This is a genomic window from Betaproteobacteria bacterium (assembly GCA_016720925.1).
Lineage (GTDB): Bacteria > Pseudomonadota > Gammaproteobacteria > Burkholderiales > Usitatibacteraceae > UKL13-2.
Window position 1 is genome coordinate 93,863 of the sequence record JADKJR010000012.1, and the last position, 26,905, is coordinate 120,767.

General features: G+C 57.1%; 20 protein-coding genes. 8 read left to right on the forward strand and 12 right to left on the reverse strand.

The window, feature by feature from the left end:
- Positions 1 to 290 precede the first annotated feature (290 nt).
- The 6 genes from IPP88_16355 to IPP88_16380 form a co-directional block, all read right to left on the reverse strand.
- Positions 291 to 1,277: a DHH family phosphoesterase gene (locus IPP88_16355; protein ID MBL0124220.1), complete on the reverse strand. Its 987-nt coding sequence runs from the start codon at positions 1,275 to 1,277 to the stop codon at positions 291 to 293.
- 212 nt (positions 1,278 to 1,489) lie between these two features.
- Complete coding sequence (locus tag IPP88_16360) at positions 1,490 to 2,740, reverse strand: hypothetical protein (protein MBL0124221.1); 1,251 nt, start codon at positions 2,738 to 2,740, stop codon at positions 1,490 to 1,492.
- Positions 2,741 to 2,801: 61 nt separating this feature from the next.
- A complete protein-coding gene (locus IPP88_16365) occupies positions 2,802 to 3,233 on the reverse strand; it encodes a biopolymer transporter ExbD (protein MBL0124222.1) in 432 nt (143 codons plus the stop codon).
- Between the two features lie 30 nt (positions 3,234 to 3,263).
- The gene (locus IPP88_16370) at positions 3,264 to 3,701 is read right to left on the reverse strand and encodes a biopolymer transporter ExbD (GenBank protein MBL0124223.1); all 438 of its coding nucleotides are present in this window, start codon (positions 3,699 to 3,701) and stop codon (positions 3,264 to 3,266) included.
- Between the two features lie 39 nt (positions 3,702 to 3,740).
- A complete protein-coding gene (locus IPP88_16375; GenBank protein MBL0124224.1) occupies positions 3,741 to 4,613 on the reverse strand; it encodes a MotA/TolQ/ExbB proton channel family protein in 873 nt (290 codons plus the stop codon).
- Positions 4,614 to 4,713: 100 nt separating this feature from the next.
- Positions 4,714 to 5,349 (reverse strand): TonB family protein, encoded by a 636-nt coding sequence (locus IPP88_16380; GenBank protein ID MBL0124225.1) that lies wholly within the window; start codon positions 5,347 to 5,349, stop codon positions 4,714 to 4,716.
- A 542-nt stretch (positions 5,350 to 5,891) separates the two neighbouring features.
- On the opposite strand from IPP88_16380, the gene IPP88_16385 reads away from it, so the two are divergent.
- A complete protein-coding gene (locus IPP88_16385) occupies positions 5,892 to 7,187 on the forward strand; it encodes an aspartyl/asparaginyl beta-hydroxylase domain-containing protein (protein MBL0124226.1) in 1,296 nt (431 codons plus the stop codon).
- 225 nt (positions 7,188 to 7,412) lie between these two features.
- Here IPP88_16385 and IPP88_16390 read toward each other — a convergent pair whose 3' ends face one another.
- From IPP88_16390 to IPP88_16410, 5 genes are all read right to left on the reverse strand, one after another.
- Positions 7,413 to 10,349, reverse strand: a complete 2,937-nt coding sequence (locus IPP88_16390) for a TonB-dependent receptor (protein MBL0124227.1) — start codon at positions 10,347 to 10,349, stop codon at positions 7,413 to 7,415.
- 684 nt (positions 10,350 to 11,033) lie between these two features.
- The gene (locus IPP88_16395; protein ID MBL0124228.1) at positions 11,034 to 11,306 is read right to left on the reverse strand and encodes a prolyl oligopeptidase family serine peptidase; all 273 of its coding nucleotides are present in this window, start codon (positions 11,304 to 11,306) and stop codon (positions 11,034 to 11,036) included.
- Positions 11,215 to 11,940 (reverse strand): S9 family peptidase, encoded by a 726-nt coding sequence (locus tag IPP88_16400; GenBank protein ID MBL0124229.1) that lies wholly within the window; start codon positions 11,938 to 11,940, stop codon positions 11,215 to 11,217. Before IPP88_16400 ends, IPP88_16395 begins: the two co-directional genes overlap by 92 nt.
- A gap of 150 nt (positions 11,941 to 12,090) precedes the next feature.
- A complete protein-coding gene (locus IPP88_16405) occupies positions 12,091 to 13,038 on the reverse strand; it encodes a hypothetical protein (GenBank protein ID MBL0124230.1) in 948 nt (315 codons plus the stop codon).
- Positions 13,039 to 13,266: 228 nt separating this feature from the next.
- Complete coding sequence (locus IPP88_16410) at positions 13,267 to 15,909, reverse strand: TonB-dependent receptor (protein MBL0124231.1); 2,643 nt, start codon at positions 15,907 to 15,909, stop codon at positions 13,267 to 13,269.
- Between the two features lie 541 nt (positions 15,910 to 16,450).
- Here IPP88_16410 and rimP point away from each other — a divergent pair.
- The 7 genes from rimP (at position 16,451) to pnp (ending at position 25,351) form a co-directional block, all read left to right on the forward strand.
- On the forward strand, positions 16,451 to 16,984 hold the full coding sequence (gene rimP, locus IPP88_16415) for a ribosome maturation factor RimP (GenBank protein MBL0124232.1): 534 nt from the start codon (positions 16,451 to 16,453) through the stop codon (positions 16,982 to 16,984).
- A gap of 67 nt (positions 16,985 to 17,051) precedes the next feature.
- Positions 17,052 to 18,551, forward strand: a complete 1,500-nt coding sequence (nusA, locus tag IPP88_16420; GenBank protein MBL0124233.1) for a transcription termination/antitermination protein NusA — start codon at positions 17,052 to 17,054, stop codon at positions 18,549 to 18,551.
- A gap of 82 nt (positions 18,552 to 18,633) precedes the next feature.
- Positions 18,634 to 21,318, forward strand: coding sequence for a translation initiation factor IF-2 (gene infB, locus IPP88_16425; protein ID MBL0124234.1), 2,685 nt, complete (start codon positions 18,634 to 18,636; stop codon positions 21,316 to 21,318).
- 11 nt (positions 21,319 to 21,329) lie between these two features.
- Positions 21,330 to 21,701, forward strand: a complete 372-nt coding sequence (gene rbfA, locus IPP88_16430) for a 30S ribosome-binding factor RbfA (protein MBL0124235.1) — start codon at positions 21,330 to 21,332, stop codon at positions 21,699 to 21,701.
- Positions 21,698 to 22,642 carry a tRNA pseudouridine(55) synthase TruB gene (truB, locus tag IPP88_16435; protein MBL0124236.1) on the forward strand — a complete coding sequence of 315 codons (945 nt, stop codon included), beginning with the start codon at positions 21,698 to 21,700 and terminating at the stop codon, positions 22,640 to 22,642. Before rbfA ends, truB begins: the two co-directional genes overlap by 4 nt.
- Positions 22,643 to 22,758: 116 nt before the next feature.
- Complete coding sequence (gene rpsO, locus IPP88_16440) at positions 22,759 to 23,028, forward strand: 30S ribosomal protein S15 (GenBank protein MBL0124237.1); 270 nt, start codon at positions 22,759 to 22,761, stop codon at positions 23,026 to 23,028.
- A 175-nt stretch (positions 23,029 to 23,203) separates the two neighbouring features.
- The gene (gene pnp, locus IPP88_16445) at positions 23,204 to 25,351 is read left to right on the forward strand and encodes a polyribonucleotide nucleotidyltransferase (protein ID MBL0124238.1); all 2,148 of its coding nucleotides are present in this window, start codon (positions 23,204 to 23,206) and stop codon (positions 25,349 to 25,351) included.
- A 301-nt stretch (positions 25,352 to 25,652) separates the two neighbouring features.
- Here the strand turns inward: pnp and IPP88_16450 are convergent, their stop codons facing one another.
- Complete coding sequence (locus IPP88_16450) at positions 25,653 to 26,681, reverse strand: IS5 family transposase (protein ID MBL0124239.1); 1,029 nt, start codon at positions 26,679 to 26,681, stop codon at positions 25,653 to 25,655.
- Positions 26,682 to 26,905: the final 224 nt, after the last annotated feature.

A 26,905-nucleotide genomic window follows, 5' to 3' on the forward strand; every position in this document is an offset into this window, starting at 1 on the left:
TTACCGAATTGCGCGGGATGCTCTGGATTCCCATATAAGAGGCGTGCGATTCAAACTGATGTGAAAATGTGAAATGCTTTGCTTCCCCCTTTGGAAAAAGGGGGATCGAGGGGGATTTTAGGTCGTCGCCAACCCGGGTAACTGGAAATTTTCGAGCACCGCAAATCCCTCCCTGCCACCCTTGGAAAAGGGAGGAGCCAAAATCCACATCACTTTGAATCGCACCCAAATAAGAGTGCTTGCCAATGCGGGTGCGTGCCGCCAGGACCTTGTTCCGGATGCCTGTGCCCTCAACGGTAAGTTTCTTCCAGTTCAGCAAGCAACGCCGCCAGTTGATCGAGCGGAAACAACTCGATTCCCGCCGCGATCGCGCGACCGCCACCGTTGGCAAACCGGGTGGCCACTTTCCCGGCATCCCTGGGCTTCGAGGCGGGCGCACGAATACTGACCGTCGCCGTGCCGCGGACATTTGTGGTGAGGACCGCATGCGCTCGATCCGGGAAGGCATGCACAAGGTGGTTGGCAAACGCGCCACTGACTCTGCGCGCCCAGGACTCGTTGGGCATCAGGAAAATGGAGGCAACATCGCTTGCGCCGAATGCATTGACGGCGAGCGCCTTTGCCATGTCACTCTCATAGCCGGTTTTCAGGCGGGAAAGCACATCTTCATGCTCAATGAAATCAAACGGGCTCGCGTAAGGCGCAAGCAGGACAGCAAGCGTTGCGGGCGGGTAGTGCAGGTCTTCGACGGATTCTCCATAGGCGTTGTAGTTAATGCATTCACCAAGCAGCCGGAGCTGCGCTTCCTGCGCCGGCAGAAGGTTGGCATCCCGCGACAACCGTCGTGCGACCGCGGACAGGTTGTCACCGAAGGCGGCTGCGATCGCCCAGAGCCGGTGCGCGCCGTTGCAATGCCGATCAACCAGCAAACTGGTACAAGTGTCCGGCCTCTCGTCGATGCAAGCGGTCAAATGCGGATGCGGCCGCAGGCAGCTCGCGCGATGATGATCGAAATAAGTGATCCGCGCGCCGGTCGCGAGTAACGCGTCAACCGCGATCGCGTTGCGGTCATAGGAGATGTCGAATACCTGTATGTTGTCCTCGCATTGCACGGACTGCGTTTTCACGACGTGTCCCAGCAAAGCAATGTCGCGTTTGACGCCGCTGATCAGCGTCGCCTGTTCAAGTGCGACAGGATAAGTCAGGCGAAATTGATGGCGTGCGAGTAGCCCGTCGGCATCGCCGTTGAATACATCGATCGTGTTCTTATGGGGCATTGGATTGATGCGCTACCCGAGGCAGCCAATTCCTGAAGCTTAGAGTTTCCCAGTCCGCATCTGGCAATGCGGCGGCGGTTTTGGCCATTGCAGGCAGGATTGAATTGCGTGCGACCCAACGTGCGTTTACTGCTGTCGGGCGGGTACCTGATCGACACGGGAAGCGGGGTTCATTCGCTCCGCCGACAAGCGCGGAGCGATGCGCTCACCGATCAGGTTTTGCCGTTTTTCTGCGTGAAGATAATCCACAGGCGCGCGAGGTCAGCAACGCCGTCTGTGCCTTGTACAGTTTTCAGCGTCTGAATACCCTTGGCCTTTTGGCCTAGCTGAATCTGCGCGAGTCCCAGATGAAGCTTGGCATCTTCGGGTCGGCGCAGGCCGCCTTTCTTGATTCCCGCTTCCATCAAACTGATGCCCCTGGCTGCCTGGCCAGTTGCAACAAGCTTTTCTCCGAGAACAACCAGGCTATTGCCGTCCTTTGCCGCGCTTGCGTCGGTTTCATCCTGCGCGCTAATCGCTGTTTTCTGTGCCTCGGCAATTTTCTTGTTGGCCAGGTCACGCAAGCGCTTGTGGCGATCGGCTTCAGCGCCCTTGCCGAGCGCACCATTGGCGAAGCCATCATCGATGGCCTTCTTGCCTTCCACGGCGTTGCCGGCTTGAATGGCGAGCTGCGCCATTTCCATGTAATCGGTGGTGGAAGCCAGGTTGCCGGTGGCGAGCTGCAGGCGATAGACATCCAGCGCCAGACGATCCGAAAATCCCGGCTTCTTCTGCACGCCGGAAATAACGTTTGCCCACAGACTCTTCTTCGGATAATAGTTGAGCAGCTTCTCGATCGTCGCCGCGTAGCCGGAATTGTTCTTCTGCCGCAGATAGCTATTGGCCAGCAATTGCAGCTTTTCCTCGGACGGCGTGCGACCTGCCTTCTCATCGGCCTCGACATCGTTCAGCGATTCCTTGGCCGACGCGGCGAAATCGCCGCTCTGGAAATACGACTGAATCATCAAGGTGCGGACCTGGCCGCCGGTACCGCCTTCCTTGAAGTAACGCGTGCCCCATTTGACGGCGGACGCAAAGTCCCTTGAATTGTAGTAATTGGTGGCGAGCGCTTCAATGATCTTGAGTTGATCGGCCTGGGGAGCTTTGCCCGAAGCAACCACCGCTTCATAGGCCTTGATGGCGGTATCGCCCTCCTTCGCCCCGGTGGCGGCCGAGGCACGCATGCGCTCGACCATGTAGGTTTCATACGGCGTCTTGGCCGATACCGCGTCGGCTTCGCGCACTTTCGCCAGCGCATCCCTGAATTTGTTGGCCTTCATCAAATCCTGTGCCGCCTGCAACGGTGTGCCGACTTCGGGGCGCACCTTTTCCTGTGCATAACCATTCGGGATGACGGCCGCGAGAAGGCCAGCCAGAACAGCGGCGCGTACGATCGCTCGCAGGATCAGATTGGATCGATTCATGGATATTTGCTCCGGGGAAAAATGCGAAACGCGGCCTCAGCCGCGTTTCACCAAATCAGAATTACTTGACGAACTGTTCGTTACCGACAATACCGAGCTTGGTGATACCCAACCGCTGTGCGGAGGCCATTACCATGGCGACATCCTTGTATTGCGCCAGCTTGTTGGGCCGCAGGTGCACCTCCGGTTGAACCGATTCGGAGGCGGCCGATAACAGGCGTGTTTCGAGCGCGTTGCGGTCTGAAATGATTTCGCCGTTCCACATGACCGTGCCGTCAAAGTCGACGTCGATCTGTACCACAATCGGCTGGACCAGCGGCGGCGGCGGATTGCCCACTGGCATGTTCAGCTTGACCGCATGCGTCTGGATCGGAATGGTGATGATCAACATGATGATCAGGACCAGCATCACGTCGATCAACGGCGTGGTGTTCATCTCGATCATGACTTCCGGTTCCTTGGAGCCGTCGCCCGAGCCTACGCTCATGCTCATGACTGTTTCCTTTCAAAATGCTGGTTCATCCTAGCCTCCCACCACGAAATTGGGCGGCGGTTCGGTGATAAACCCGATCTTCATGATGCTGGCGCGCTGGCAGGTATAGACGACCTTGCCGATCGACTCGTAGCGCGCGTCCAGGTCACCGCGAATGTGCACTTCCGGCTGCGGCACGACCACCGCGACCACCTTGAGCCGATCAAACAGGGCGTCGGTATCCGGCACCAATTGCTGGTTCCAGAAGATGTCACCATCCTTGTTGACCGAGATCAGGATGTTCTCCGGCTTGGTCTGCGTCGGCAGATTGCGCTCTTTCGGCAGTTCCACGGCGACGTTCTGGATGATCGCCGGAATGGTGATCAGGAAGATGATCAGCAACACCAGCATCACGTCGACCAGCGGCGTGGTGTTGATGGCGGAGATGACTTCATCTTCGCCGCTGTCCGACCCTACGTTCATTCCCATAATGGGTTCCTCATGCTCGGGTTACGGGGTGCCGTCGAATTATTTCTTTTTGCCGCCACCGCTCATGAGCACGGAATGCAGGTCGGCACTGAAGGCGCGCACTTTTTCCATGGAGACCTTGTTGCGGCGAATCAGCCAGTTATACGACAACACTGCCGGTACCGCCACGGCCAGACCGAAGGCGGTCATGATCAGCGCTTCACCGACCGGACCGGCCACCTTGTCAATGGAGGCTTGACCGGCGATACCGATGGCGGTCAGCGCGTGGTAGATGCCCCACACGGTACCGAACAGACCGACGAACGGGGCAGTCGAGCCAACGGTTGCCAGGAAGGCCAAGCCGTCCTGCAGGCGATTGTTGACGTTATCGGTGGAACGTTGGATGGACATCGTCACCCACTCGTTCAGGTCGACACCGGCCATCAGTCCGCTGTGGTGGTCGCTGGCTTTCAGGCCGCTTTCGGCGATGAAACGGAAGGCGCTGGCTTCACCAAGCGTGGCAACACCCTGCTGAAGCGATCCGGCGGCCCAGAATTCGTCGCCGGCGCCCTTTGCGTCTTTCATCAGTTTGAACTGTTCAAACAACTTGACGATGAGGATGTACCAACTGCCCATCGACATGATGCCAAGGATGATCAGCGTCGCCTTGGTAACGAAGTCGCCGTCTCTCCACATGGCTTCCAGTCCGTAGGGATTGGTGACCATTTCCTTGGCAACCGTCGGGGCGGCAACCGGTGCGGACTTGGCGGCCTCTGCTGCCGGTGCGGCATCCGCGGCGGGTTTGGCAGGATCCGCAGCAGGCGCCTGCGCGAACGACTGAGTGGACTGCAGGGATACGATGGCTGCGGCGAACGGGGTCGCGGCCATCACGACGGCGACCAGCAGCGCGGGGATACGGTTGATTAAATTCATGTTGCCTCCACTAAAAAGTTTATTGACTTGATTTTATGCTGACAAGCTTGGTGTCCCGCCTGCGGTTGCCAGCCGGTGGGACACGCATTCCAATATTGGTTCAGTCCGTTAACTTGAATGAGAACGGTACTTGCACCCGCACTTCTCTTCCCTGGCCGTTGCACTTGAACTGGCGCACGGCGTTCACCGAGACGCTGTTGAAAACGCGATTGCTTGAAGACTTGACGTCGACGTCCTTGATTTCGCCGTTGATCGCGACGGTGAATTCCACCAGTACATCACCCTGAATGCCGTCTTTGCGGGCGGCGGGTGGGTATTTGATCTCAGTGCGAATCAATTGCGAGTTCGGGCAGGCCACCCCTACGCTCGGCGGCGCAGGCGGCGCGGCCACGACGGCGGCCGGCTTCGGTGGCGCGTAGACGGGGGGCGCCACTGCGGTGCGATTGGAGATCACCGGCGCCTGAATGGCGGGCGCGGAAATCTGTACCTCCGGCGGCGGCACGAAGGTCGGCATGACTTGCACCATCTTGGGCGGCGGCGGCGGCGGGGTGTCGGGAGGCGGCGGTTTCTTGACCTCTTCGATGATCTTGGTTTCCAGCGGCGCCTTGATCACTTCGATGGCCTTGCGAGCCAGCCCTGTCATCAGGGCGTAAACGACGAGCACATGCATAATGATTACCACCGTTATGCCGGTAACATGCTTGCCAGGCTGGCGCTGTTGTTGCGCGTAATCCATTGATTCCCCTCCGTTGGTCACTCGCTTCTTGGGCGAGAGTTAGGGCTGCTAAAAAACAACGCGAATTCTATCCTTTTATTCGGAGAAACGCATCATGGGTATTGAATTTGACACAATCCAGCGTTAGCCGCCAGCCATTTTGCCACGTGTCCGCAGTTTGAACATTGGCTGGCATGACATACCTGCATTGCAGGCGCGGCGCATAGATGCTGGGAATGTGGCTGTGACAATACTCAATGAATTGTGCCGCACATTACAATTATGCATCACCAAAGCGAATCCATGAGCGATCTGCGAAATCTTAAATGCGAGGCCACAAAATTGACATGACAATTTCCATGCAGATTATTCCCGCCCATGCGGGCGCAGTCGTCCGCGCGGATGTTCGCCTGGACGATGGCAGGCTTCGAGCGGTGCTGCATTGAATTCGCGGGTCGCACACGCGATTTCGGTCGTGGAGCGTCGCGCGCGTTCGAAATTACGTATTGTTTGCAATCGAGCATGCAAGGTACCCCCACAAATCCAAGAAATGGAATCAGCCCATGCAAGAAGATCCGGTCGATAAACGTGCGGTAGCCGCACTCGAAGCTGAAGCGGTAGGGCGCATGCGCGCTGGCCGGGAGCGTGAGGCAGTCGATTCCTGGGGGCGCCTGCTTCAACACGATCCCAATCATCTGCGTGCCCTGACTGCGCTCGGTCAACATTCGTTTCGAAAGGGGGAGTGGCAGCCCGCTCGCGTGGCATTCCAGCGTGTTGTCGACGTAAGCGGCGCCGATCCGCAACAGTGGGTGAATCTGGCGCTGGTGTGCCAGCGCATGGGAGATGAGCCCGGCGAAGAAAACGCTGTTCAGGGCGCGCTTGCCTGCGAACCCAACGACCTGCTCGCGCTCATCATGCGGGCAAATCTTTTCGAGCGCCAAGGCAAGATGCACAAAGCTGCTCGCGCGTACGGTACCGCCGCGATCGTGGCACCAGCAATGGATAACTTGCATCCGGACCTCAAGCCCGCGCTCGCACATGCGATTGAATACAGGGAAAAATATGATCGTGAATTTGCTGCATTCATGGACCAGTACTTGAATGGTCACTATCAGGCGAGGGCGGGCGAAAATCTGAAAAGATTTCGCGATTCGGTCGACATCATGCTGGGTCGCAAGCGCCGCTATGATTCGCAGTCAGCGATTTATCACTATCCGCAGCTGGCCCCCATCGACTTTTTTGAGCGCGCCGATTTTCCGTGGCTCGATGCATTCGAGGCGGCCACCGACGACATCCGCCAAGAGTTCATGGGGGTACTCGGTTCGGAACAAGGATTCGAGCCCTACATCAGTTATCCCAATGATGTGCCGGTCAATCAGTGGGCGGAACTGAATAATTCACCGCAATGGAGTGCGTTCCACCTATTTAAAATGGGGCGAAAGGTCGAGGCAAACGCCGCAAAATGTCCCGTAACGATGAGCCTTCTCGCGTCCGCGCCGGCACCTGATCAACCCGGGCGCACGCCGGCCGCGATGTTTTCGCTTCTCAAGCCGCACACAAAAATCCCCCCGCACGTGGGCGTGTCAAACGTTCGCGTGGTCACGCATTTGCCACTGATCATCCCGGAGAGCTGTGGATTTCGCGTCGGCAACGAAACCCGCGAATGGGTGCCCGGCAAAGCCTGGGTATTCGACGATACGATCAATCACGAGGCGTGGAACGATAGCGACAAATTGCGGGTTGTATTGATTTTCGATATCTGGCACCCACACCTTACGCCGCCGGAACGAGCAATGATCACGGCGATGACAGATGGCATCAACGCCTTTTCCAAAGAGGAGGGCGGCTTCGATCTTTAGCGAGCGATATCTTCTCGTCCGCGTTTAATTTGCGACGTAATCCACGGGACGCGATCACGCTACGCTTGAGCCGAACGCAAAGAACGCCATTTGGCGCGGTGTTTGAGGCAAAAGACCGCTGAGAGCCGCGCCGGTGCTGGGTTTCTTAATTGAACATGGATTTGCGGGCAAAAAAAACGGCGAGCCTGAGCTCGCCGTTTAAGTTGAAACTACCTTCGTGCCAGATTAGAACTTGGCGTTCAGGTTAAGGAATACACGGCGTCCCAGCGCGTCGTACACTTGCGGAAAGGTATTGCCGTTGCCGAAGATGCTCGGGCCGGACACGGTGGTGATCGGCGGATCCTTGTCGAACAGGTTGTTGATACCGGCGCGCAAGGTGATCTGCTTCGTGACTGCGTAGGAACCGGCGAGGTCGAAGTAGTTGCGCGAGCCCAGTGTTTTTTCCACTGACTGTACCGGGCCTGACAGCTTCGGGTTCGAGCTGCTGGTGTCAACATCGACCGAGCCGAAGAAGCGCCACGTCAGGGCCAAGTCCCAGTTCCACGGGGTGGTCCAGGTGGCGCGGGTCTTGTTTCTCCACTCCGGGTTCGGCACGCCGCAGTTGTTGCCATACAGGCCAACGCAGTCATAGTTACCCAGCCCTTTGATTTCCTCGGTTTCTGCCTTGAGGAGGTAAGTCGCCACGGTGTTCACGTTCAGGCTACCGAGATTAGGCAGTTTGTGGGTGTAGTTGAACCCAAGGTCGATACCCGTTGCGCGTGAGCCACCGATGTTCTGGTTGGTGCCGACGATCCTTGCGGTGTCGAGCAGCCACAAGGTGCCCAGGCGGTCACGCGTGATCAAGCTGCAAAAGAGCGGGTTGCCGGTTGCAATACACTGCGCCAGCGAGGTGACCGGATTGATGATGCTGATCGTGTCTTCCACCTTGATGTCAAAGTAGTCGACTGTTGCGCTCAGGTTGGACATCGGCGTAAACACCACGCCAAGCGTATTACTCTTGGCTTTTTCAGGGTTCAGGTTAGGGTTGCCACCTTGCAAGAAGTTGTACTGACCGGCCGGACTATCCTGAATGTTGCCGTATTGCGCGGCGGTCACACCGGTGCGTGCGCATTGCGCCAGTGTTGCCGCCGGGGCGGATCCGGCGCAAGGATCGGAGTCGTTGTCGTACAGATTCAAGCCTTGCGCCTGGTACAACTCGATCAGGTTGGCGGCACGAACGGCCTTCTGGTAGCTGGCGCGCAATCTGACTTGCTTGGTCGGTGACCACTCAACACCAAACCCGTAGGTATTGGTCTTGACGCCGGTGGTGTAGTCGGAATTGCGGTAGCTGGCGTTTGCGCTGAGCAATTCGGCAAACGACGCACCCTCAAGGATTGGCACGCGTACTTCGGCGTAAATATCCTTCACGGTGAACTTGCCGTTCAGTCCCGGTGTCGGGCCACCTGAACCAGACAGGCTGCCTGTTTGGGTCAGGGAATCGGTCTGCAGATCCAGTTTTTCCGTGCGGCGCTCAATACCGACGGCGACGGCTACACCGTTCTTGGAGGTTGGCAACTTGATGCCATACGTGCCCAGATCGGAAGAAATGCTGCCGCCCTGAACCATCTGTTCGGTGCCGCCGGTACGAATACCGGGCGCCTGCAGATAATTCAACTGTGCCGATGTGATCTTGCCCAGTTGCCATGGGTTGTACGGCACGCAACTCGTATCGGCGCCGGTCGTCGCGACGCGGCAAGTTGCCACGCCGTTGACGTTTACCACATCCAGCGCGTTGTCGATACGGGCGTTTTCGAAGTAGTTTTTCTCGGTTTGCTGGTAAATAACCTTCGCGGTTTGCATGAAGGCGTCATATGACCAGTTGCCGACATCACCCTTGACGCCCACCACGGTACGGAATGACGTATTGCGGAACTCGGACTGGCGTCCGCCACCTTCGACGTTACGACGTTGAACCACTACGTCGGTCGTGTCACCCGCCTGATTGAGACCCAATGCGGTTTTCCAGGAAGAAGAGAGCAGGGGATTGTCAAACGCGATTGTAGCGATCGAGCCGAAAACGCCACCAGGTGCAATCTGCGCGATGCTGCGGTAGTCGGTAAAGGCAAATTCGGAATAAAGCTTGACGTCAGGCAGGAAATCATAATTGGCCGACGCGTTGGCGTTATAGCGCTCCGAAGGGCGTTGAAAGTGGTTGGCCGGGCCGAAGTTGTACTGGTCCAGCGCATTCGAGAAAATACGCGCCGTGCCATTGGAGTCACCGTTCGTATACACCTTGCCGGTGGTCAGGTTGGTGATGCGGGTGGTCGCGTTCGTGCCCGAACCGCCGCAGCTGAAAACTGAACCGGAAGCGGCCAGCGAGCAGGCGCTGAAATCACGTTCCGACTGCAGGAGCGCCTGTTCTTTCTTGTAGCCGAAGTACACGGTCGCATTGCCTTTGCCGTTGCCGAAGTTGCCGCCCATGAGGACGTTGGCGTCAAAAATCCGCCCATCGTCGCTCTTGTCGCCTGGCACGGCGAATTCTTTCGGGTTGGTCGCGGCACGGCCACGGACAATATCCGCCACACCGGCTGCATTCTGCTGCTGGTGGTTGTAGAAACCGTGATTGACGTCGAACTGCACGCCTTCGAACTTGTCGTTCATGATGAAGTTCACCACGCCCGCAACCGCATCCGAACCGTATACCGCGCCGGCGCCGCCAGTCAGGATCTCCACGCGCTTGATCAGCGGCGAAGGAATCTGGTTCAAGTCAGCCGAGGCCGAATTCGCGCTACCGTAGGGCAGGCGACGGCCATTGACGAGTACCAGGGTACGGGAAGCACCGAGGCCGCGCAGGTTGACGGTGGCCGTACCGGTCGCGCCGTTGGCGACGTTGGCGCCCTGGGCCGCGAATACTTGCGGCAGGTTGTTCAGGAAGCTCTCAGCCGAACGCACACCGTCGACCTTGATGGTCACGGCATCGACCACGGTAACCGGGCTCGCGCCTTCAAGGTTTGGCGGCGGGATACGCGTGCCGGTAACTTCAATTTTTTCCGCCTTTTGTTCGACGGGTGCAGCTTGCTGCGCGTAAACAGAATGCGCGGCCATCAGCGACAGTGCGAGGCCGGTGGCAATAACGCTTTGCTTGCGCGCAAACGTTGAGACCGGGCGCTTATTTTTACTCATATATGATGCCTCCTAGTTGAAGTGGTGTAACTCAGGCAAACCATTCAAACGATTTCGGGTAATACGAAAACACACGAAATAACTTCGTGCCGTACGGTTGCTTAAGTAGTGGTTCGGGAAGCCGCCAACCGCTGTTGCCGAGTGAGACATGTCGACATCGGATGGGAACCAAATGAAACAATAGCTTTCCAGTGGACGAAGAATAGCGGCAGTCGCCCTTGAAATCCAACATCGCGTGCCAATTAGTTCGCCAATGTTGCAATTGTGCAACAGCTTGAAACGGTATTGAAAAATGCAGATGCGGTCGAATCGGCGTCGTCCGCACTTTTTGGTAGCGCTTCCGGCGTGTTGTATGCGGTAACTCGATGCCGGTTAAGCGCGAAGTCAGCGGGAAACTTCTAATAACTCCCCGTTCGTGCTGAGGTATCGAAGCACACCCAATGCAAGCCATTGATTCCTTTATGTCAGAATGCCCTTCGATACCTCAGGGCGAACGGAAATAGGGTTAATAGAAGTACCCAGCGGAAAAACTCAAGCACTGGCGCGCTTTCCAGGCCGATATCGGCTGGAAAGCCGCGCCGGTGCTTGACTTTCAACCGCCACCACTCCATCGCATTGCCAAATCGCGTCGTTGGTCGAAAAAATCCCCGCACGCGGCGGGGATTTTTTCCTTCTCAATCGCGTTTACTGACCAAACTGGTCTTTCAGGAAGGCGAATATCTGTTTGTAAAGATCGACGTTGTTTTCGAGTTTTCCGTAGCCGTGCCCTTCATCCTCCTTGAGTACATATCCCTTGACGGGATTGCCGGCGCGCTCAAGTTCATTCTTCATGCGGGAAATCTGCCCGAGTGGTACACGGATGTCATCAATACCGGCGTACATGAATACCGGGCGCTTGATCTTGGACGCGTTGGAAGACGGGGGAAATATCGCGCACCGTCTTTGAATCGAAGTCATTTTCTCCCAGGATTCCCTTCCAGAACGTTACCGCGGCTTCGCTCGATGCCGTGTCACCCTCCTGAGTGGTCAACTGGTACTTGAAGTCGGTCACTGCCAATCCGGCAATTGCGCATTTCCATTTCTCGTTGGAGCGCACCAATGCCTGAAGAGCCGCATAGCCGCCATAGCTCGCGCCGGACATGCACACCTTGTCCGCCTGCACGAATCCCTGAGCGATGCCCCACTGCAATGCATCCTCGTGATCGTCGGACATTTGCCGCCCAACCGAACCAAAGCCGGCGTAGTAGATCTTCGAACCGAAGCCGGGGGTGATGCGGAAGTTTGGCACGATGACCGCATAGCCGCGCGAGGCGAATAGCTGTCCTTCGTTATATCCAAATCCGCTGCCCCAGCGATCCGCGCGCACAGACGGGCCGCCATGGATATGCACGACAGTCGGCAGCTTGGTGCCAGGTTTGTAGTCCTTCGGCAGGAAGTAGTAGCCGTCAATCTCAAATCCATCGCGCGTCTTGAAGCGGAATGGCCGCTGCTCGACCAGCTTGCCATCGAGCCACGGTTTTGCGGCGCCAATCTCTTCGAGCGTTTTCTTCTTCCTCGTAGAAGTACCAGCGCGTCGGCCTCGTATCGGAATACGACGAGACGATCAGGCGTTTGCCATCGGGGGTGCGGCTGAAACGATTGATGCGACCGGGCAACGTGCGATCCAGCAAAACCTGAATCGACGCATACTTTTCGTCGGTCCAGGTGATCTCCGGCTTGTCCGCCGATACGGAATATCCGATCACTTTTTCGGTTTCCTGATGGAGAACCGGTCCGCCCGCGTCACCGCCCCCGCATCTGCGCCCATGTCGTAACGCGGATGCTGCGCCAGCAGTTCACCCATCGTCTTGGTATTGGGGTCAAAGCGATAGACGGCCATGGTATCCCGCCCGCCGTTGTACGCAACCTGCAAGGTCTGGTCATTGGCATCAAAGGCCAGCGGAATCATCACCGGCCCCTTGTTCGCTTCCGAGCGTGACAGTTCGTACCAGGGTGAATTCTCATCCTTGCGGTAGTAGACGACGGCAGTCAATTTGTCCTTGATGCCTGCAATAACCACACGCGGGACGAGTTTGCTGTCCATCAGCCACTCGGACGTCAAATCCGACGGTCGCCCTTGGGTGAGAATCGTGTATTTGCCGGTCTTGATGTTCAGGCGATAGAGATCCGTTGAGTTGGCCGACGTCATGTTACCGCTTGCAATAATCTCTTCATCATTGCCGGGAATGCGGCGAAAGAAACTCAGGCTGCGATAGACATACTGCCCCTTTGCGCGGGTCGCACGCACTGTATCCGATAGCGCGCGATAGTCCTTGCCATCGCGCCCGATGACGAACAGTCCGCCGCCGTCAAATTGGCCGGCGCCTGTTGGGCTGTTATTCTGGCCCAGGGAATACATGAGGCGGTCATTGCTTATCCAACGGATGCCCTGTACGTCGAAACTATCGTATGTCGTCAGGACAAATGCTTTCCGTGTCGCAAGGTCGATGACCGAGAGGTTCATCCGGCCCTTGTAGGGCATGGTGACGGCCATATATTTGCCGTCGCGCGAAAGAGTCGGGCTACCGAGTTGCGGCTGCTTCCAGATATCTTCAATCGACAGCGTTGCCTGGGCGCTTACAGCAAATGCGGCGCTCGCCATGAAAATAGCGCATAGGAAACGTGCGAGGTTCTTTGTCGCAACTGACATCACAGAGAATTTGTCCAAAATTTTTACCTTTCCTGGAACGATTGACCAAGTGGACGAAGCCGGAATTGTGTCCAGCGCGCCTGAAAAAAAACGCAAATCATACTCGTATTCATTACAGCGGTGACGCGAATATGGCATGCGCGCACGGACTGAAACAGAATATGCCGCCAAAACAGAAAAGGGGCCGAAGCCCCTTTTCTGTTCTGGTACAACAACCGGGTAACGAGATTACTTGAAGCTGTAAGACGCGCCGATGGAAATAAAGCGTCCTTTCAGATCGTACAGCGAAGATGCGTAACGCAGCGTGGCATTGCCGTCATACGGCGGCTCTGCATCGCGCAAATTGTTCACTGCTGCCGTCAAGACCAGATTCTTGAATCCGCCATAGCGCACGAACAAGTCTTGGAAGTCGCTGGAGCCGACGTGAGTTTGTTGAGGTAAAGCGGATGCATACGCTTGATCGTAACCAGCAATATGACGATTGGAGAGGCGGACAGTCCAATTGCCGCGCTCCCACTCAGCGGAAATATTGCCACGATAACGCGGGAGATACGCGAAGTCATTGGAGTCAACCGCCTCGGTCGGATCCTCGCCTTCCGCCAGTACATACTTGTAGCTTTGCATGTAAGAGTAGGCAGCCTTTAGCGTGACTTTGCCGTTCTCTCCGAAATTGAATCGATGGCTCGCGTCTACATCAAATCCACTGGTCTCCGTTGAAGCAAGGTTGACATATTTCGCGGAGATGGACAGGACGGCGTTGTCGGTCGGGCTGCGGACAATCTGGCCTGGATAGCGACCAGGATTGTTCAGGATGAATGTGAAGTCATCCACCGAAACAATGTCTTTTTGCTTGATGCGGTAAAAATCAATTCCAAAGCTGGTGTTCTTCGAAGGTTCCCAGATGGCACCCCAGTTGTAGTTGTCGGAGGTTTCCGGCTTGAGGTTGCCCGCGCCGGTATAAGCTCCGCTGGTGTTGTAACTCGTACGCAACACGGGATCGGAAATGCCAATAAAGAAAATAGCGCTGGATTTGGAGTTTTCAGGCAGGGTTGGTGCGCGGAAACCTTTTGAATATGTTGCACGCACCAACAGTTCAGGTGCGACGGTCCATTTGGCACCGATACCCGGCACAGTCTTACTGCCGAAATCACTGTATTTCTCTTGACGGACCGCAGCCTGGAGTTCCAGATCCCTGAGAAGTTTGCCGTTCAATTCGGCAAATACGGCGGTATTGCGGCGTTCACCGTCGACGGAAACCGAACCTGAGCCGAAAATGGAGCCATTTCGCGATTGCGCGTCCGGGATGTCGATCATCGACTCTTTGCGCGTCTCGGCACCACCCGCGACGCCGATCGGGCCATTCGCGGTTTGCATCAATTCCGACGATGCCTTGAAGTCGAGTGATTGCAGTTTCGATGTTGAGACGCGGGTAGTTGTCGTCATCAATCCTTTCACGACGGCGGCATTGGCCGGGTCATTGCGATTGAAGTAGTTATACGTATTGTTGGTGAGGACGGCGATGGTCGGTGCCGCGCGCAAGACGTTGTAGCCCGTGCGGGTCACTTTATTCTTTGCCGATGCTGCGCCAAGTTCCCAATCCCACGTTCCCATCGTGCCTTTCAGACCGGCAAGGAAACGATTGGTGTCGTTCTTGAGATCTGAATCGCGTCCGCCCACTTCGGTAAACAAGTATTGGAACTGTGCGGCGGTAGGGACGCCATTGAGTTTGTATGCATATGGACTGCTGGCGGGAATCAAGCCCAGTACCTGCGCGGGCAGGCCGGTTGCCGGATTGAGATAGGTATTGGCCGTGCCGATAAACGGCGGCTGGAATTTCTGGAACGACTTGCTGGTGCTGAGGCCAATTTCGGCAAAAGCCTGCATGGTCGGTGTGACGTCCAGCGTACCGCGTGCCAGAACGCCACCGCGCTCGGTGCGAGGATTCAAGCTGTTGAATCGGGCCAGGTTTTCATAGCAACTGGTGCCACGAGTCGTTGTGAACGGATTGACCGCCGTGACAGGAAGTACTCCAATATTTCCTGTACAGCCCGGCATGGCGATCCGGTTGGGATTAGGCGCGGCAGCGGCGGCGCCGAAAGGCACGTAAAGCGCAATACTCGTCAGGGCATAATCCCCGGCAATCTGATTGCGGTAGTCTTTGTTCTTCGAGAAATCGCGATCGCTTTCCAGCAGCAGGTCACGCTTGAAGTAATCGGCGGCCACCAACACATTGTATTTATTGCGACCCAGATCGCCTACACCGGCCGCCAGGCTGGCCCGGTATTCGTTCGCGCCGCCCTGGGTGGACGTACCACCACCGGCGGAAATATCCAAGCCCTGGAAATCTTTACGCAGGATCACGTTGATCACGCCGGCAATGGCATCGGAACCATAAATATGTGATGCGCCCGCTTTCAAGATCTCAATGCGATCGACGGCAGATGACGGAATGGCGTTCACGTCCACAAACGAGTCGCTGATGTTCTGCGCGAAGCCATATGCCGCCATGCGGCGACCATTGATGAGAACGAGGGTGTTTTTTGCGCCAAGGCCACGCAATGAAATACCGCTTGCGCCCGGCGCAAAGCTGTTTACACCGCCCGCTTCGTTGAAGCTGTTGCCCTGGTTGATCGACAATCCGCTCAGCACTTCGGCAATGGTATTCCTGCCGGTCGCCTGGATTTCTTCCCGGGTGATGATCTGTACGGGAGCGACGGTTTCGGTGTCGACCCGCTTGATGTTTGAGCCCGTTACTTCAATCTTTTCGACCTTTTGTGTCGGCGGGGTTTGTGCTTGTGCAAACGCCATCGGCGTCGCGATCAGTGCAGCCAGCAATGCTTGTGGCAGAGCTTTCATTTTGGAATGAGTCAAGTTAGGCCTCGTATTTTTAGGTTGCAGTATTGAGAATTTCGTTATGGACGCGATGCCTTAGTGCACATAGCGTTACAAACCGGGAAAGTTTATCGTCAAGAGGGCACGCTTGCCACAATAATTGGCGAATGTGGCGTTTTTGCAACAACAATGGCACGCTTCGTCGCAATTTGCCGCCAATGCGGGCCGCAAGTGAATCGGACATCTACTGGTACTGGGCTTGCCGTGGTGTGCCTATTCCAAAATCTCGCAAATCCGTCATGTTGGCGCATGCTGGAATCCGGCCTTACGGGATTTTCAAGCCATTTCACTAGACTTGGCCCAGGCATCACCGCGACGACGTGGGTTGAGAAGTTCCCTTCGAAGGTTTGCTGGCGGCGCGAATAAACGCCAATTCAGGTGGCTTCTTTCCATTGGTCGTGTTAAAATTTATGGCTGTAAAGAATTGATTTGCTTGGGCCTCGTGCCCATTTTTTATTTGTATTAGCGATTTCGAGCGCCACGGTATGTGGTTGACACGCAGGTTTCTGGGGGATTGGCGATGTCCGGGAATGTTCAGGCAATCGTCGAGTCGACGGTTGGTAGTCTCGGCTATGAGTTGGTGGATTTTGATCTGAGTGCTCGCGGCTTGTTGCGGGTCTTCATAGACAAAATCGACGGAATCTCAGTCGAAGACTGCGCCAATGTGAGCAATCACTTAAGCCGGGTATTCGCGGTTGAAGGAGTCGATTTCGAACGGTTGGAGGTGTCCTCTCCCGGCTTGGATCGATCGCTCAGGAAGTTGCAGGATTTTCAGCGGTTCGTGGGCTGCAGTGCGAAGGTCAAGCTCAACGCGATGATTGACAGTCGCAAGCGCTTCGAAGGTGTTATTGAGTCGGTGGGCGAGCGCGACATCGCTTTTCGGATCATTGAAGATCCGGCTAAGCCGGCGGGTCCGGGTACCGGCGCGCCGAAGGTTACGGGCAAGGTATTGGCAAAGTCGAAGGGCAAGCGAACGGCAGATCCGGCGAGTGGCAAGTTGATTACCGTTCCGCTTGAAAATGTTGATCGTGCGCGCCTGATTCCGGAATTTTGAAATAATCACAAGTTGCCGTCTTCTTCGTAAAAGAAATAAAGCGAATTGACGCAGGAGTTACAGAAAAATGAGTCGTGAAATTTTGTTGCTGGTGGATGCCCTGGCGCGAGAAAAAAATGTTCCGCGCGAGACGATTTTTGTGGCGCTGGAACTGGCGCTCGCATCCGCCACCAAGAAACGCTTTGAAGACAAATTCCTTCAGGAAGAAGCCGACGTGCGCGTCGAGATTGATCGCCAAACTGGCGAATATCAGGGCTATCGTCAATGGGTGGTGGTCCCCGACGAGGAGCACGAAGAACCTGCACGCCAGATCGCCATTACCGACGCGCCGGAACGCGGCGAAGACCTGCAGCTCGGCGACATCATCGAAGAGCCGCTGGAGGCGGTTGATTTCGGCCGCATTGGTGCTCAGACTGCCAAGCAGGTGATTCTTCAGAAAATTCGGGACGCGGAGCGCGAACAGATTCTCAGTGATTTCCTGGCGCGCGATGAACAACTCGTGACCGGTACCATCAAGCGTATCGAGCGCGGCAGCGTCATTGTCGAATCGGGACGCATTGAAGCCTTGCTGCCACGCGACCAGACCATCCCCAAGGAAAACTTGCGGGTGGGCGACCGGGTGCGTGCGTACCTGCTGAAAGTTGACCGCAATCTGCGTGGCCCGCAGCTGGTGTTGTCGCGCATCTCGCCGGAATTCATCAAGGTCCTGTTCGAGCTGGAAGTGCCGGAAATTGAGGAGGGCTTGCTCGAAATCAAGGCGGCCGCTCGTGACCCAGGCTTGCGCGCCAAGATTGCCGTCAAATCCAACGACCCGCGCATCGATCCGATCGGTACCTGCGTCGGTATGCGCGGTTCGCGCGTGCAGGGCGTAACCGGTGAATTGGCTGGCGAGCGGGTCGACATCATTCTGTGGTCCGCGGATCCGGCACAGTTCGTCATCAACGCACTCGCACCGGCCGAGGTCTCGTCGATTATTGTCGACGAAGAACGCCACAGCATGGACGTGGTCGTGGACGAAGAGCAACTGGCACAGGCGATTGGCCGGCTCGGGCAGAATGTCCGCCTGGCCTCAGAGTTGACCGGTTGGCAGCTGAATATCATGACGGAAACCGACGCCAATCAGAAGCGCGATTCGGAACACGGCGTCATCCAGAAGCTGTTCATCGAAAAGCTCGACGTGGATGCAGAGGTCGCTCAGATCCTGATCGACGAAGGCTTCAGCAATCTCGAAGAAGTTGCCTACGTACCGATGAACGAGATGCTCGAAATCGAGTCTTTCGACGAAGATACCGTGAACGAATTACGCCGGCGTGCACGCGATGCGCTGGTGACTGATGCCATCAAGTCGGAAGAGACGATGGAAACGGCGGCAGACGACCTGCTCGCCATGGACGGCATGGACGAAGAGACTGCGCACGCACTTGCCGCAAAGGGCGTTCGTACGATGGAAAATCTGGCCGATTTGGCGATTGACGAATTGACTGAAATGACCGGCATGGATGCCGAGCGGGCCAAGAAATTGATCATGACTGCGCGCGCCCCATGGTTCGCGGAGCAGACTGCCTGAAGCATGGGGGCGTGGTCAGCCCCGGAGAGCACCAAATAGCACATGGCGCACAGCATTTAACGTATTGCCCAATAGGAATCGAATGGCCCAATCCACCGTTGCTCAATTTGCCAAAGAACTGAAGCTCACAGAAGTTCTGTTGATCGATCAGTTGAAGGCAGCGGGCGTCAGCAAGAAGGCTTCGGATGACACATTGTCCGAAGACGACAAAACACGTCTGTTGACGTATTTGCAGGAAGCGCACGGACACACCGACGAGAAGAAGAAAATCACGCTGGTGCGTAAGCAAACCAGCGAGATCAAGAAATCGGATGCAACCGGCAAGGCGCGCACCATCCAGGTCGAAGTTCGCAAGAAACGCACATTCGTCAAAGTCGACAAGGCAGCCGAGATCGTCGAGCCGGAGAAGCCGGTTGAGACAACGCCGCAGCCGATTCTCAATGAGGGCGAGGTCGCCAAGCGGCGCGCCGAAGAAGAGCGTCAATCAGCGTTGCTTGCAAAACAGGCCGAAGAGAAGGCCAAGGCCCCGCCGAAACGCCGGACCAAGAAAGACGATGAAGCGCCAGCAGTGGTGGAGGCGGCGCCCCTTGCGGATGCCGAGGCTGCACCCAAGAAGACAGTGCGCCGCACGACAAAAGGCGAAGAAACCGCCGACGGCGTCGCGATCAAGGCGGAAGGCGCTGCCGCACCCGCGGGCGCCGCTGTCGAAGTGGTACCCGACAATCGCCCGCGCATCGGCGAGCGTGTTGTGCTCAAAAAAGAGCCCGCGGCAAGCGAAGGCACACTCCACAAGCCAGTATTGAAGCCGGGCGAGAAAGTCGAAAAGAAAGCAGTCAAGAAACCGGTCAAGCCCGCCACCTCGTGGAAAGACGAGATGGCCAAGCGCCGTACCATCAAGACGCGCGGCGATGCCAGCGGCGGTCGCGATGGCTGGCGCGGGCGCAAGGGCAAGGATCGTCATGAGGATGACGACGGCACAACAAACTTTCAGGCGCCAACCGAGCCTGTCGTTCGCGAAGTGCTCGTGCCGGAAACGATTACCGTTGGCGAGCTCGCGCAGAAGATGGCCATCAAGGCAGCCGAAGTCATCAAAATCATGATGAAAATGGGCTCAATGGTGACAATCAATCAAGTGCTCGATCAGGAAACCGCGATGATCCTTGTCGGCGAGCTTGGTCACGTCGCAAAAGCAGCAAAAGCCGACGATCCTGAGGCCTATTTGAGTGAGGCCATTACCCATACCGAAGCCGATATGGAAACACGGCCCCCCGTGGTAACCATCATGGGTCACGTCGACCACGGCAAGACTTCATTGCTGGACACCATTCGCCGTACCCGGGTTGCGTCCGGTGAAGCCGGCGGGATAACGCAACATATTGGCGCATATCACGTGACGACCCCGAAGGGCGTCATTACCTTCCTCGACACGCCGGGCCACGAGGCGTTTACGGCAATGCGTGCACGCGGTTCGCAGATCACCGACCTGGTGATCCTGGTGGTTGCCGCCGACGATGGCGTGATGCCGCAGACCAAGGAAGCGATCGCGCACGCGAAGGCGGCGAACGTGCCGATCATCGTCGCGGTAAACAAGATCGACAAAGCGGATGCCAACCCGGATCGCGTAAAGCAGGAACTTGTTGCCGAAAACGTATTGCCCGAAGAATACGGCGGCGACGTCATGTTTGTGCAGGTATCTGCCAAGACCGGCCTGGGCATCGAGAAATTGCTTGAAGCCATCCTGCTCCAGGCCGAAGTGCTGGAATTGAAAGCGGTCAAAAACGCGCCGGCAAAGGGTGTCGTGATTGAAGCGCGTCTGGATAAAGGTCGCGGGCCGGTCGCAACGATACTTGTGCAGTCCGGTACGCTGAAAAAAGGTGACATGCTTCTGGCAGGCGCGCGCTTCGGTCGCGTTCGCGCGATGCTCGATGAGAATGGCAAAGCAGTTCTCGAGGCCGGTCCATCGATTCCGGTTGAAGTGCAAGGTCTCACGGATGTGCCAGGCGCGGGCGAAGACATGATGGTCTTGAACGATGAGCGCAAGGCGCGCGAAATCGCATTGTTCCGCCAAGGCAAGTTCCGCGATGTGAAACTGGCCAGGCAGCAAATCGGTACACTCGAAAGCGCCTTTGAACAGCTGGGCGAGAGGGCGACGAAGTCGCTGGCCATCATCATCAAGGCGGACGTGCAGGGTTCGTATGAAGGCCTTTCACATGCACTCGCCAAGATGTCGACCGATGAAGTCAAGGTGAACGTGGTGCATGCGGGTGTCGGCGCCATTACGGAATCCGATATCAACCTCGCGCTGGCGTCGAAGGCAATTGTCATCGGTTTCAACGCCCGGGCAGACGCGGCAGCACGCAAGCTGATCGAGACATCCGGTGTTCAGGTTCGCTACTACAACATCATTTATGAAGCCGTCGATGACGTGAAGCTCGCGCTCAGTGGCATGCTCTCGCCTGAAATCAAGGAGAGCATCCTCGGCCTCGTGGAGGTGCGCAACGTATTCAAGATTTCAAATGTGGGCGCGGTTGCAGGTTGTTATGTCCTTGATGGTGTCATCAAACGCGGCTCCAGTGTTCGCCTGCTGCGTGACGGCATTGTCATCCATACCGGTGAACTCGAGTCACTCAAGCGCTTCAAGGACGACGTGAAAGACGTGAAGGCCGGGTTCGAATGCGGCCTGTCGTTGAAGGGCTACGATGATGTCAAGGTCGGCGATCAGGTCGAGGCATTTGAAACAGTCGAGATCGCGCGCAGCCTGGCGTAAGAAAATTCCGCATGTCACAGGAAGCACGCAACCGCAAAATAGCTGATGCCATCCAGCGCGAATTATCTGAATTGATTCGACTGGAAATGCGCGATCCGCGGGTCACGATGGTGACGTTGACCGACGTGGAAGTAACAAGAGATAACGCGCACGCAAAGGTATTTTTCACGTCGCTGGGGACCGATGCGCAGGTGGAATCATGCCAGCACGGCCTGCAGAGCGCAGCAGGATTCCTGCGCTCCCAGCTTGCGCATCGATTGACTATTCGTACCGTGCCGCAGCTCCACTTTGAAGTCGACACATCAATCGAGCGTGGCGTTCGTCTGTCCAAGCTCATCGATGACGCCGTGGCGGACGACGCCACGCATCCCACGGAAAATTGAAAACACCCAGGCGCGCGGTCAGCGGTGTGCTGTTACTCGACAAGCACGCGGGGCTTTCTTCAAATACCGCGGTCGGCTGGTCCAAACGATTGTTCAATGCGGAGAAGGCCGGCCACACCGGTACGCTTGATCCATTTGCGACCGGGCTGCTGCCCCTCTGTTTCGGCGAAGCGGCAAAGTTTGCCCGCTTCATGCTCGATGCCTCGAAGGGATACCGAGCGACACTAAAGCTCGGTGAAAAGTCCAGTACCGGTGACACGGAAGGCGAGATTGTCCAGCGCCGCGCGGTTTGCGTCGATACCGCCTCAGTCGCGGTCGCATTGGCCACTTTCAGCGGGGCGCAATCGCAGATCCCGCCGATGCATTCGGCGCTGAAACGCGACGGTGTACCGCTATACAAACTCGCCCGGCAAGGGCTGGAAGTCGAACGCGAGCCGCGTCAGATCCACGTCTACCGGCTGGAAATCGTTTCGTTGCAAGGCGACGAACTGGTAATCGACACCCTCGTCAGCAAGGGTACGTACATCCGCACGCTGGCCGAGGACATTGGCGAGGCGCTCGGTTGTGGCGCCTACCTGACTGCGCTGAGGCGGACGATCACTGGCGGATTCAATGTCGAACAGGCGATCAGCCTGGAAGCGCTGGATGGCATGACGCTTGAAGCGAAGGATGCGACACTGCTGCCTGCCGATTCGTTGGCCATGGCCCTGGCGGATTTGCGATTGAACAGGGCCGACGCAAAGGCGCTGCAGAACGGCCAGACGCCGCGCGTAGCAATGCCGGTGGCCGACGGCATCGATTACCGCATCTACACGGAATCGGGCGCGTTCGTGGGTGTGGCCACGGCATCATTGTCCGATGGCGCGAGCGGCACGCTGACGGCATTGCGGCTGATGGCACCAGACACATCGCCTGTGGTCGACCCTGCGCAAACTCACTGATTTTCTTGCTAATTTGTCGCCGAAAACGCTATAATCGCGGTCTTCGCTCAAACCCTCATTTTGAGGTTGGGCCGCAAGTATCTGCGACAAGATACGTGAACTGAACGGAGTCTGAAATGGCAGCATTCATGGCAACACCCGAAGAAGTAAAGCAGCAGTTTCAACGCGCACCGGGCGACACGGGTTCTCCCGAAGTGCAAGTTGCGCTGCTGACCGCGCGAATCAACGAACTCGCCGCACATTTCAAAATACATGTCAAAGACCACCATGGCCGCCGCGGTTTGCTGCGCATGGTGAGCAAGCGCCGCAGCTTGCTGGATTATCTGAAGCGCACCAAACTCGAAACGTATCGCACGCTGATCGACAAACTCGGTCTGCGTAAGTAATCAACTGAAATATCCCGAAGCCCCACTGAATCCAACTTCAGCGGGGCTTTTTCTTTTTCTTGCCTGTGCAGGCACGGCAGAGATAGAAAAAACGGCAGCAATGGCAGTGATGGCAGCAATGCAAAAGCCGCAATATTGAACGCGAAATAACTGAGACCATAGAGGGAATTCCCAAATGAAAGCAATCAAGAAATCATTCCAATACGGGCGTCACACAGTGACGCTTGAAACCGGCGAGATCGCTCGTCAGGCCGACGGCGCCGTGATGGTGTCGATGGACGATACCGTCGTACTTGTCACGTGCGTTGCGCGCACGGAAGTAAAGCAGGGACAGGATTTCTTCCCCTTGACGGTCGACTACCAGGAAAAAACTTTTGCCGCCGGAAAGATCCCCGGTGGTTTCTACAAGCGCGAAGGCCGTCCTTCCGAAAAAGAAATCCTGACGTCCCGCCTGATCGCTCGTCCGCTGCGTCCCTTGTTCCCGGATGGTTTCTACAACGAAGTGCAGATCATCGCGACCGTGTTGTCTTCTGATCCGGAAATCGATTCGGATATTCCGGCCATGATCGGCGCCTCCGCTGCCGTCATGTTGTCTGGCCTGCCATTTGAAGGCCCGATCGGCGCCGCGCGCGTCGGCTATGTCGACGGCCAGTACATTCTCAACCCGACCAAAACCGAACTCGACACCACATCGCAATTGAACCTGGTGGTGGCTGGCACCGATACCGCCGTGCTGATGGTGGAATCTGAAGCCAGCGAATTGCCGGAAGACGTGATGCTGGGCGCGGTCATGTTCGGACACGAATCGCTTCAAGCCGCGATCAACGCGATCCTGGAACTGACCGACGAAGCCGGCAAGGACCCGTGGGACTGGACCGCACCGGTGCCGCCGCAAGCGCTTATCGACAAGATCAGCGAAATGGCCGGCAACGACATCAACGAAGCCTTCCGCATCAAGGCCAAATCGACCCGCGCGCAGAAACTGGACGACATCAAGAATCGCGTCGTCGCCGCACTTTGCACCGCCGAAGAAGGCGCGCCGGACAAGAACACAGTGACCTCGCTCCTGTTCAACATCGAAGCCAAGACCGTGCGTGGCCAGATCCTGAATGGCGAGCCGCGCATTGACGGCCGCGATACCCGCACCGTACGCCCGATCTCGATTCGCCCGTCTATGCTGCCGCGTGCGCATGGATCGGTACTGTTCACTCGTGGTGAAACCCAGGCCATCGTTGCCGCCACACTGGGCACGCTGAAAGAATCGCAAGTCATCGACGCCCTGCAAGGCGAGTACCGCGATCGCTACATGTTCCACTACAACTTCCCCCCGTACTCCACCGGTGAAACCGGCCGGGTCGGGTCGCCGAAGCGTCGCGAGATCGGTCACGGTCGTCTGGCCAAACGCGCGCTGGTCGCCGTGCTGCCGACGGAAGCCGAATTCGGATATTCGATGCGCGTCGTATCGGAAATCACCGAATCGAATGGTTCCTCTTCGATGGCCTCGGTTTGCGGCGGCTGCCTGGCGCTGATGGATGCCGGCGTGCCGATCAAAGCGCACGTTGCCGGCGTTGCAATGGGCCTGATCAAGGAGGGCAACCGCTTCGCCGTGCTGACTGACATCCTCGGTGACGAAGATCACTTGGGCGACATGGACTTCAAAGTGGCCGGTACCGACAAAGGCATTACCGCCCTGCAAATGGACATCAAGATCACCGGCATCACCAAGGAGATCATGGATGTCGCACTGAAGCAGGCGAAAGATGGCCGCATGCACATTCTGGGCTTGATGAAACAGGCCGTGCCGGCACCGCGCGGCGCGCTCTCGCAATACGCACCACAGATCATCAAGATCAAGATCAACCCCGACAAGATTCGCGACGTGATCGGCAAGGGCGGCGCCGTCATCCAGGCGATCACCAAGGAAACCGGCACGCAGATCGATATCGACGACAACGGCAACATCAGCATCGCCTGCGTATCGTCCGAAGCGGGTGCGGCGGCGAAGAAGCGCATCGAAGACATCGTCATGGATGTGGAAATCGGCAAGACCTACGAAGGCCCGGTCTTGCGATTGCTCGATTTCGGCGCGATCGTGCAACTGCTGCCCGGCAAGGACGGCCTGCTGCACATTTCGCAAATTGCCCACGAGCGTGTGAACGCGGTCGCGGACCATTTGAAGGAAGGCCAGATCGTGAAAGTCAAAGTGCTGGAAGCCGACGACAAGGGTCGCGTCCGCCTTAGCATGAAGGCACTCACCGAGGCCCCGGCGCGTACGCCACGGGCCGAACCCGTACCGGCCGCGGAGGATACGCCGCAGTCGTAGTTGTTTCGGCAAGTGTTGAAAAAGGCGGCCTGCGGGCCGCCTTTTTTTGTATAAGGACTCCTGTCTGACAAGATGGCAAAGTCAAGCACCAGCGCGCCTTCCACGGCATTAAAGCCCCGAAACGCCCGCCGGCATTAGAGTTTGGCAGATCTCAAACCCCCCATATTCTCGCCTTCATCGTTGTTGATGAATTTTTTTGACGAGAATTTTCGGGGGTCAGGTTTTGATCAGTGTTTTTTTCTCTGTTTCTGGGTTTTGTCGAGAGGATTCGCCCGTTTTTCGGGACGTTTTCCCCGATTCCTCAGGCGCCACACGCACCTCTCCTGTCGAGCGTCACCCAACGCCGCAAGTTGTACACGCATGCGCGGAGAATGGTCTGCGCCTTGGCGCGGACTTTACCGATGCAGCGTAGCGTCTTTCCTGACGATTGCGCCCAGTCGCCGAACACGTGCTCGACGCGTGAGCGAATCCTGGATAGGGTCCGGTTGCGCTCGTGAATTTCGGTCTGGTCGCAGCGGTTCGGGTCGTCCTTCCTCTGCACCCCGTCAATCAGTCCCTTGGCCTTGAGCATCTCGCGCACCGCTTCGCCGTGATAGCCGCGGTCGGCGTGCACGGTCTTGCCTTCCCGCTTGCGCGCCTCGCTGTCGTCGAGCAGACCGTCGAGCGGGGCGCGGTCGTCGACATTGGCCGGGGTGACGTCGATGGCGCGGATGAGCTTGTGTTTCTGGTCGGCGTTGATGTGCGCCTTGTAGCCGTAGAAGGACCGGTTATGCTTCTTCGTCCAGCGCGCGTCGGTGTCCTTGTGCGCGGCCTGTTTGTCGCTCCAGTCTTCCGGTATCTGGCCGGCCTTGATCGTTTCCTTCTCTTGCTCGTTCAGATTGGTCCTGGGCACGGTGACAAAGGTGGCATCGACGATCTGCCCGCCGCGCGCCTTCCATCCGGCTGCCTCCAGTTGTTCGCCGACGATCTCGAAGAGCGCTTCGGCGCCGCCTTCCCTGGCCAGCATTTCCTTGAACGCCCAGATGGTGCGTGCATCGGGCAGATGCCGATGGCCGGTGAGTCCAGTGAAGATCTGCCAGCTCGTCCGGTCCACCAAACAGTACTCCATCTCTTCGTCCGACAGGTTGCAGTACAACTGCTGCAGCACGACGATCTTGAGCAGCGCCTCGGTCGGGTACGGGGGCCGTCCGCCTTTCGGCCGGGCGCCTTCGCGTCCCGTCGCGTCGTTCACCGCCCGCGCCAGCCCTTGCCAGTCGACCAATGTCCCCAGACGATCCAGACGCCCGGTAAACTGCGCGAGCTTCGCTTCGCGCTGCTCGGCAATGAACAAGTACCCGTTCCGCTCTTTCATTCCTTCCCCCGTTCCGAATCACAGTCGGACGGTTGGGCAGGTGAGGTTTTTAGAAGTTCCCAGATGGAATTCAATAATTTCGTCGTCCGAGCGTTCGCTGCGACGACGAGTTTTTAGAAATTCCCAAATAAATACCGCCCGCCAAATCCAACCCAAGGCACCCATCAACCAACAATAGCCACCCAAATCACGCCGCAGGCCTT

Coding starts and splice junctions, on each gene's coding strand:
- IPP88_16355 (MBL0124220.1), bottom strand. CDS start 1,277: ATGCCCCATAAGAACACGATCGATGTATTCAACGGCGATGCCGACGGG.
- IPP88_16360 (MBL0124221.1), bottom strand. CDS start 2,740: ATGAATCGATCCAATCTGATCCTGCGAGCGATCGTACGCGCCGCTGTT.
- IPP88_16365 (MBL0124222.1), bottom strand. CDS start 3,233: ATGAGCATGAGCGTAGGCTCGGGCGACGGCTCCAAGGAACCGGAAGTC.
- IPP88_16370 (MBL0124223.1), bottom strand. CDS start 3,701: ATGGGAATGAACGTAGGGTCGGACAGCGGCGAAGATGAAGTCATCTCC.
- IPP88_16375 (MBL0124224.1), bottom strand. CDS start 4,613: ATGAATTTAATCAACCGTATCCCCGCGCTGCTGGTCGCCGTCGTGATG.
- IPP88_16380 (MBL0124225.1), bottom strand. CDS start 5,349: ATGGATTACGCGCAACAACAGCGCCAGCCTGGCAAGCATGTTACCGGC.
- IPP88_16385 (MBL0124226.1), top strand. CDS start 5,892: ATGCAAGAAGATCCGGTCGATAAACGTGCGGTAGCCGCACTCGAAGCT.
- IPP88_16390 (MBL0124227.1), bottom strand. CDS start 10,349: ATGAGTAAAAATAAGCGCCCGGTCTCAACGTTTGCGCGCAAGCAAAGC.
- IPP88_16395 (MBL0124228.1), bottom strand. CDS start 11,306: ATGACTTCGATTCAAAGACGGTGCGCGATATTTCCCCCGTCTTCCAAC.
- IPP88_16405 (MBL0124230.1), bottom strand. CDS start 13,038: ATGTCAGTTGCGACAAAGAACCTCGCACGTTTCCTATGCGCTATTTTC.
- rimP (MBL0124232.1), top strand. CDS start 16,451: ATGTCCGGGAATGTTCAGGCAATCGTCGAGTCGACGGTTGGTAGTCTC.
- nusA (MBL0124233.1), top strand. CDS start 17,052: ATGAGTCGTGAAATTTTGTTGCTGGTGGATGCCCTGGCGCGAGAAAAA.
- infB (MBL0124234.1), top strand. CDS start 18,634: ATGGCCCAATCCACCGTTGCTCAATTTGCCAAAGAACTGAAGCTCACA.
- rbfA (MBL0124235.1), top strand. CDS start 21,330: ATGTCACAGGAAGCACGCAACCGCAAAATAGCTGATGCCATCCAGCGC.
- rpsO (MBL0124237.1), top strand. CDS start 22,759: ATGGCAGCATTCATGGCAACACCCGAAGAAGTAAAGCAGCAGTTTCAA.
- pnp (MBL0124238.1), top strand. CDS start 23,204: ATGAAAGCAATCAAGAAATCATTCCAATACGGGCGTCACACAGTGACG.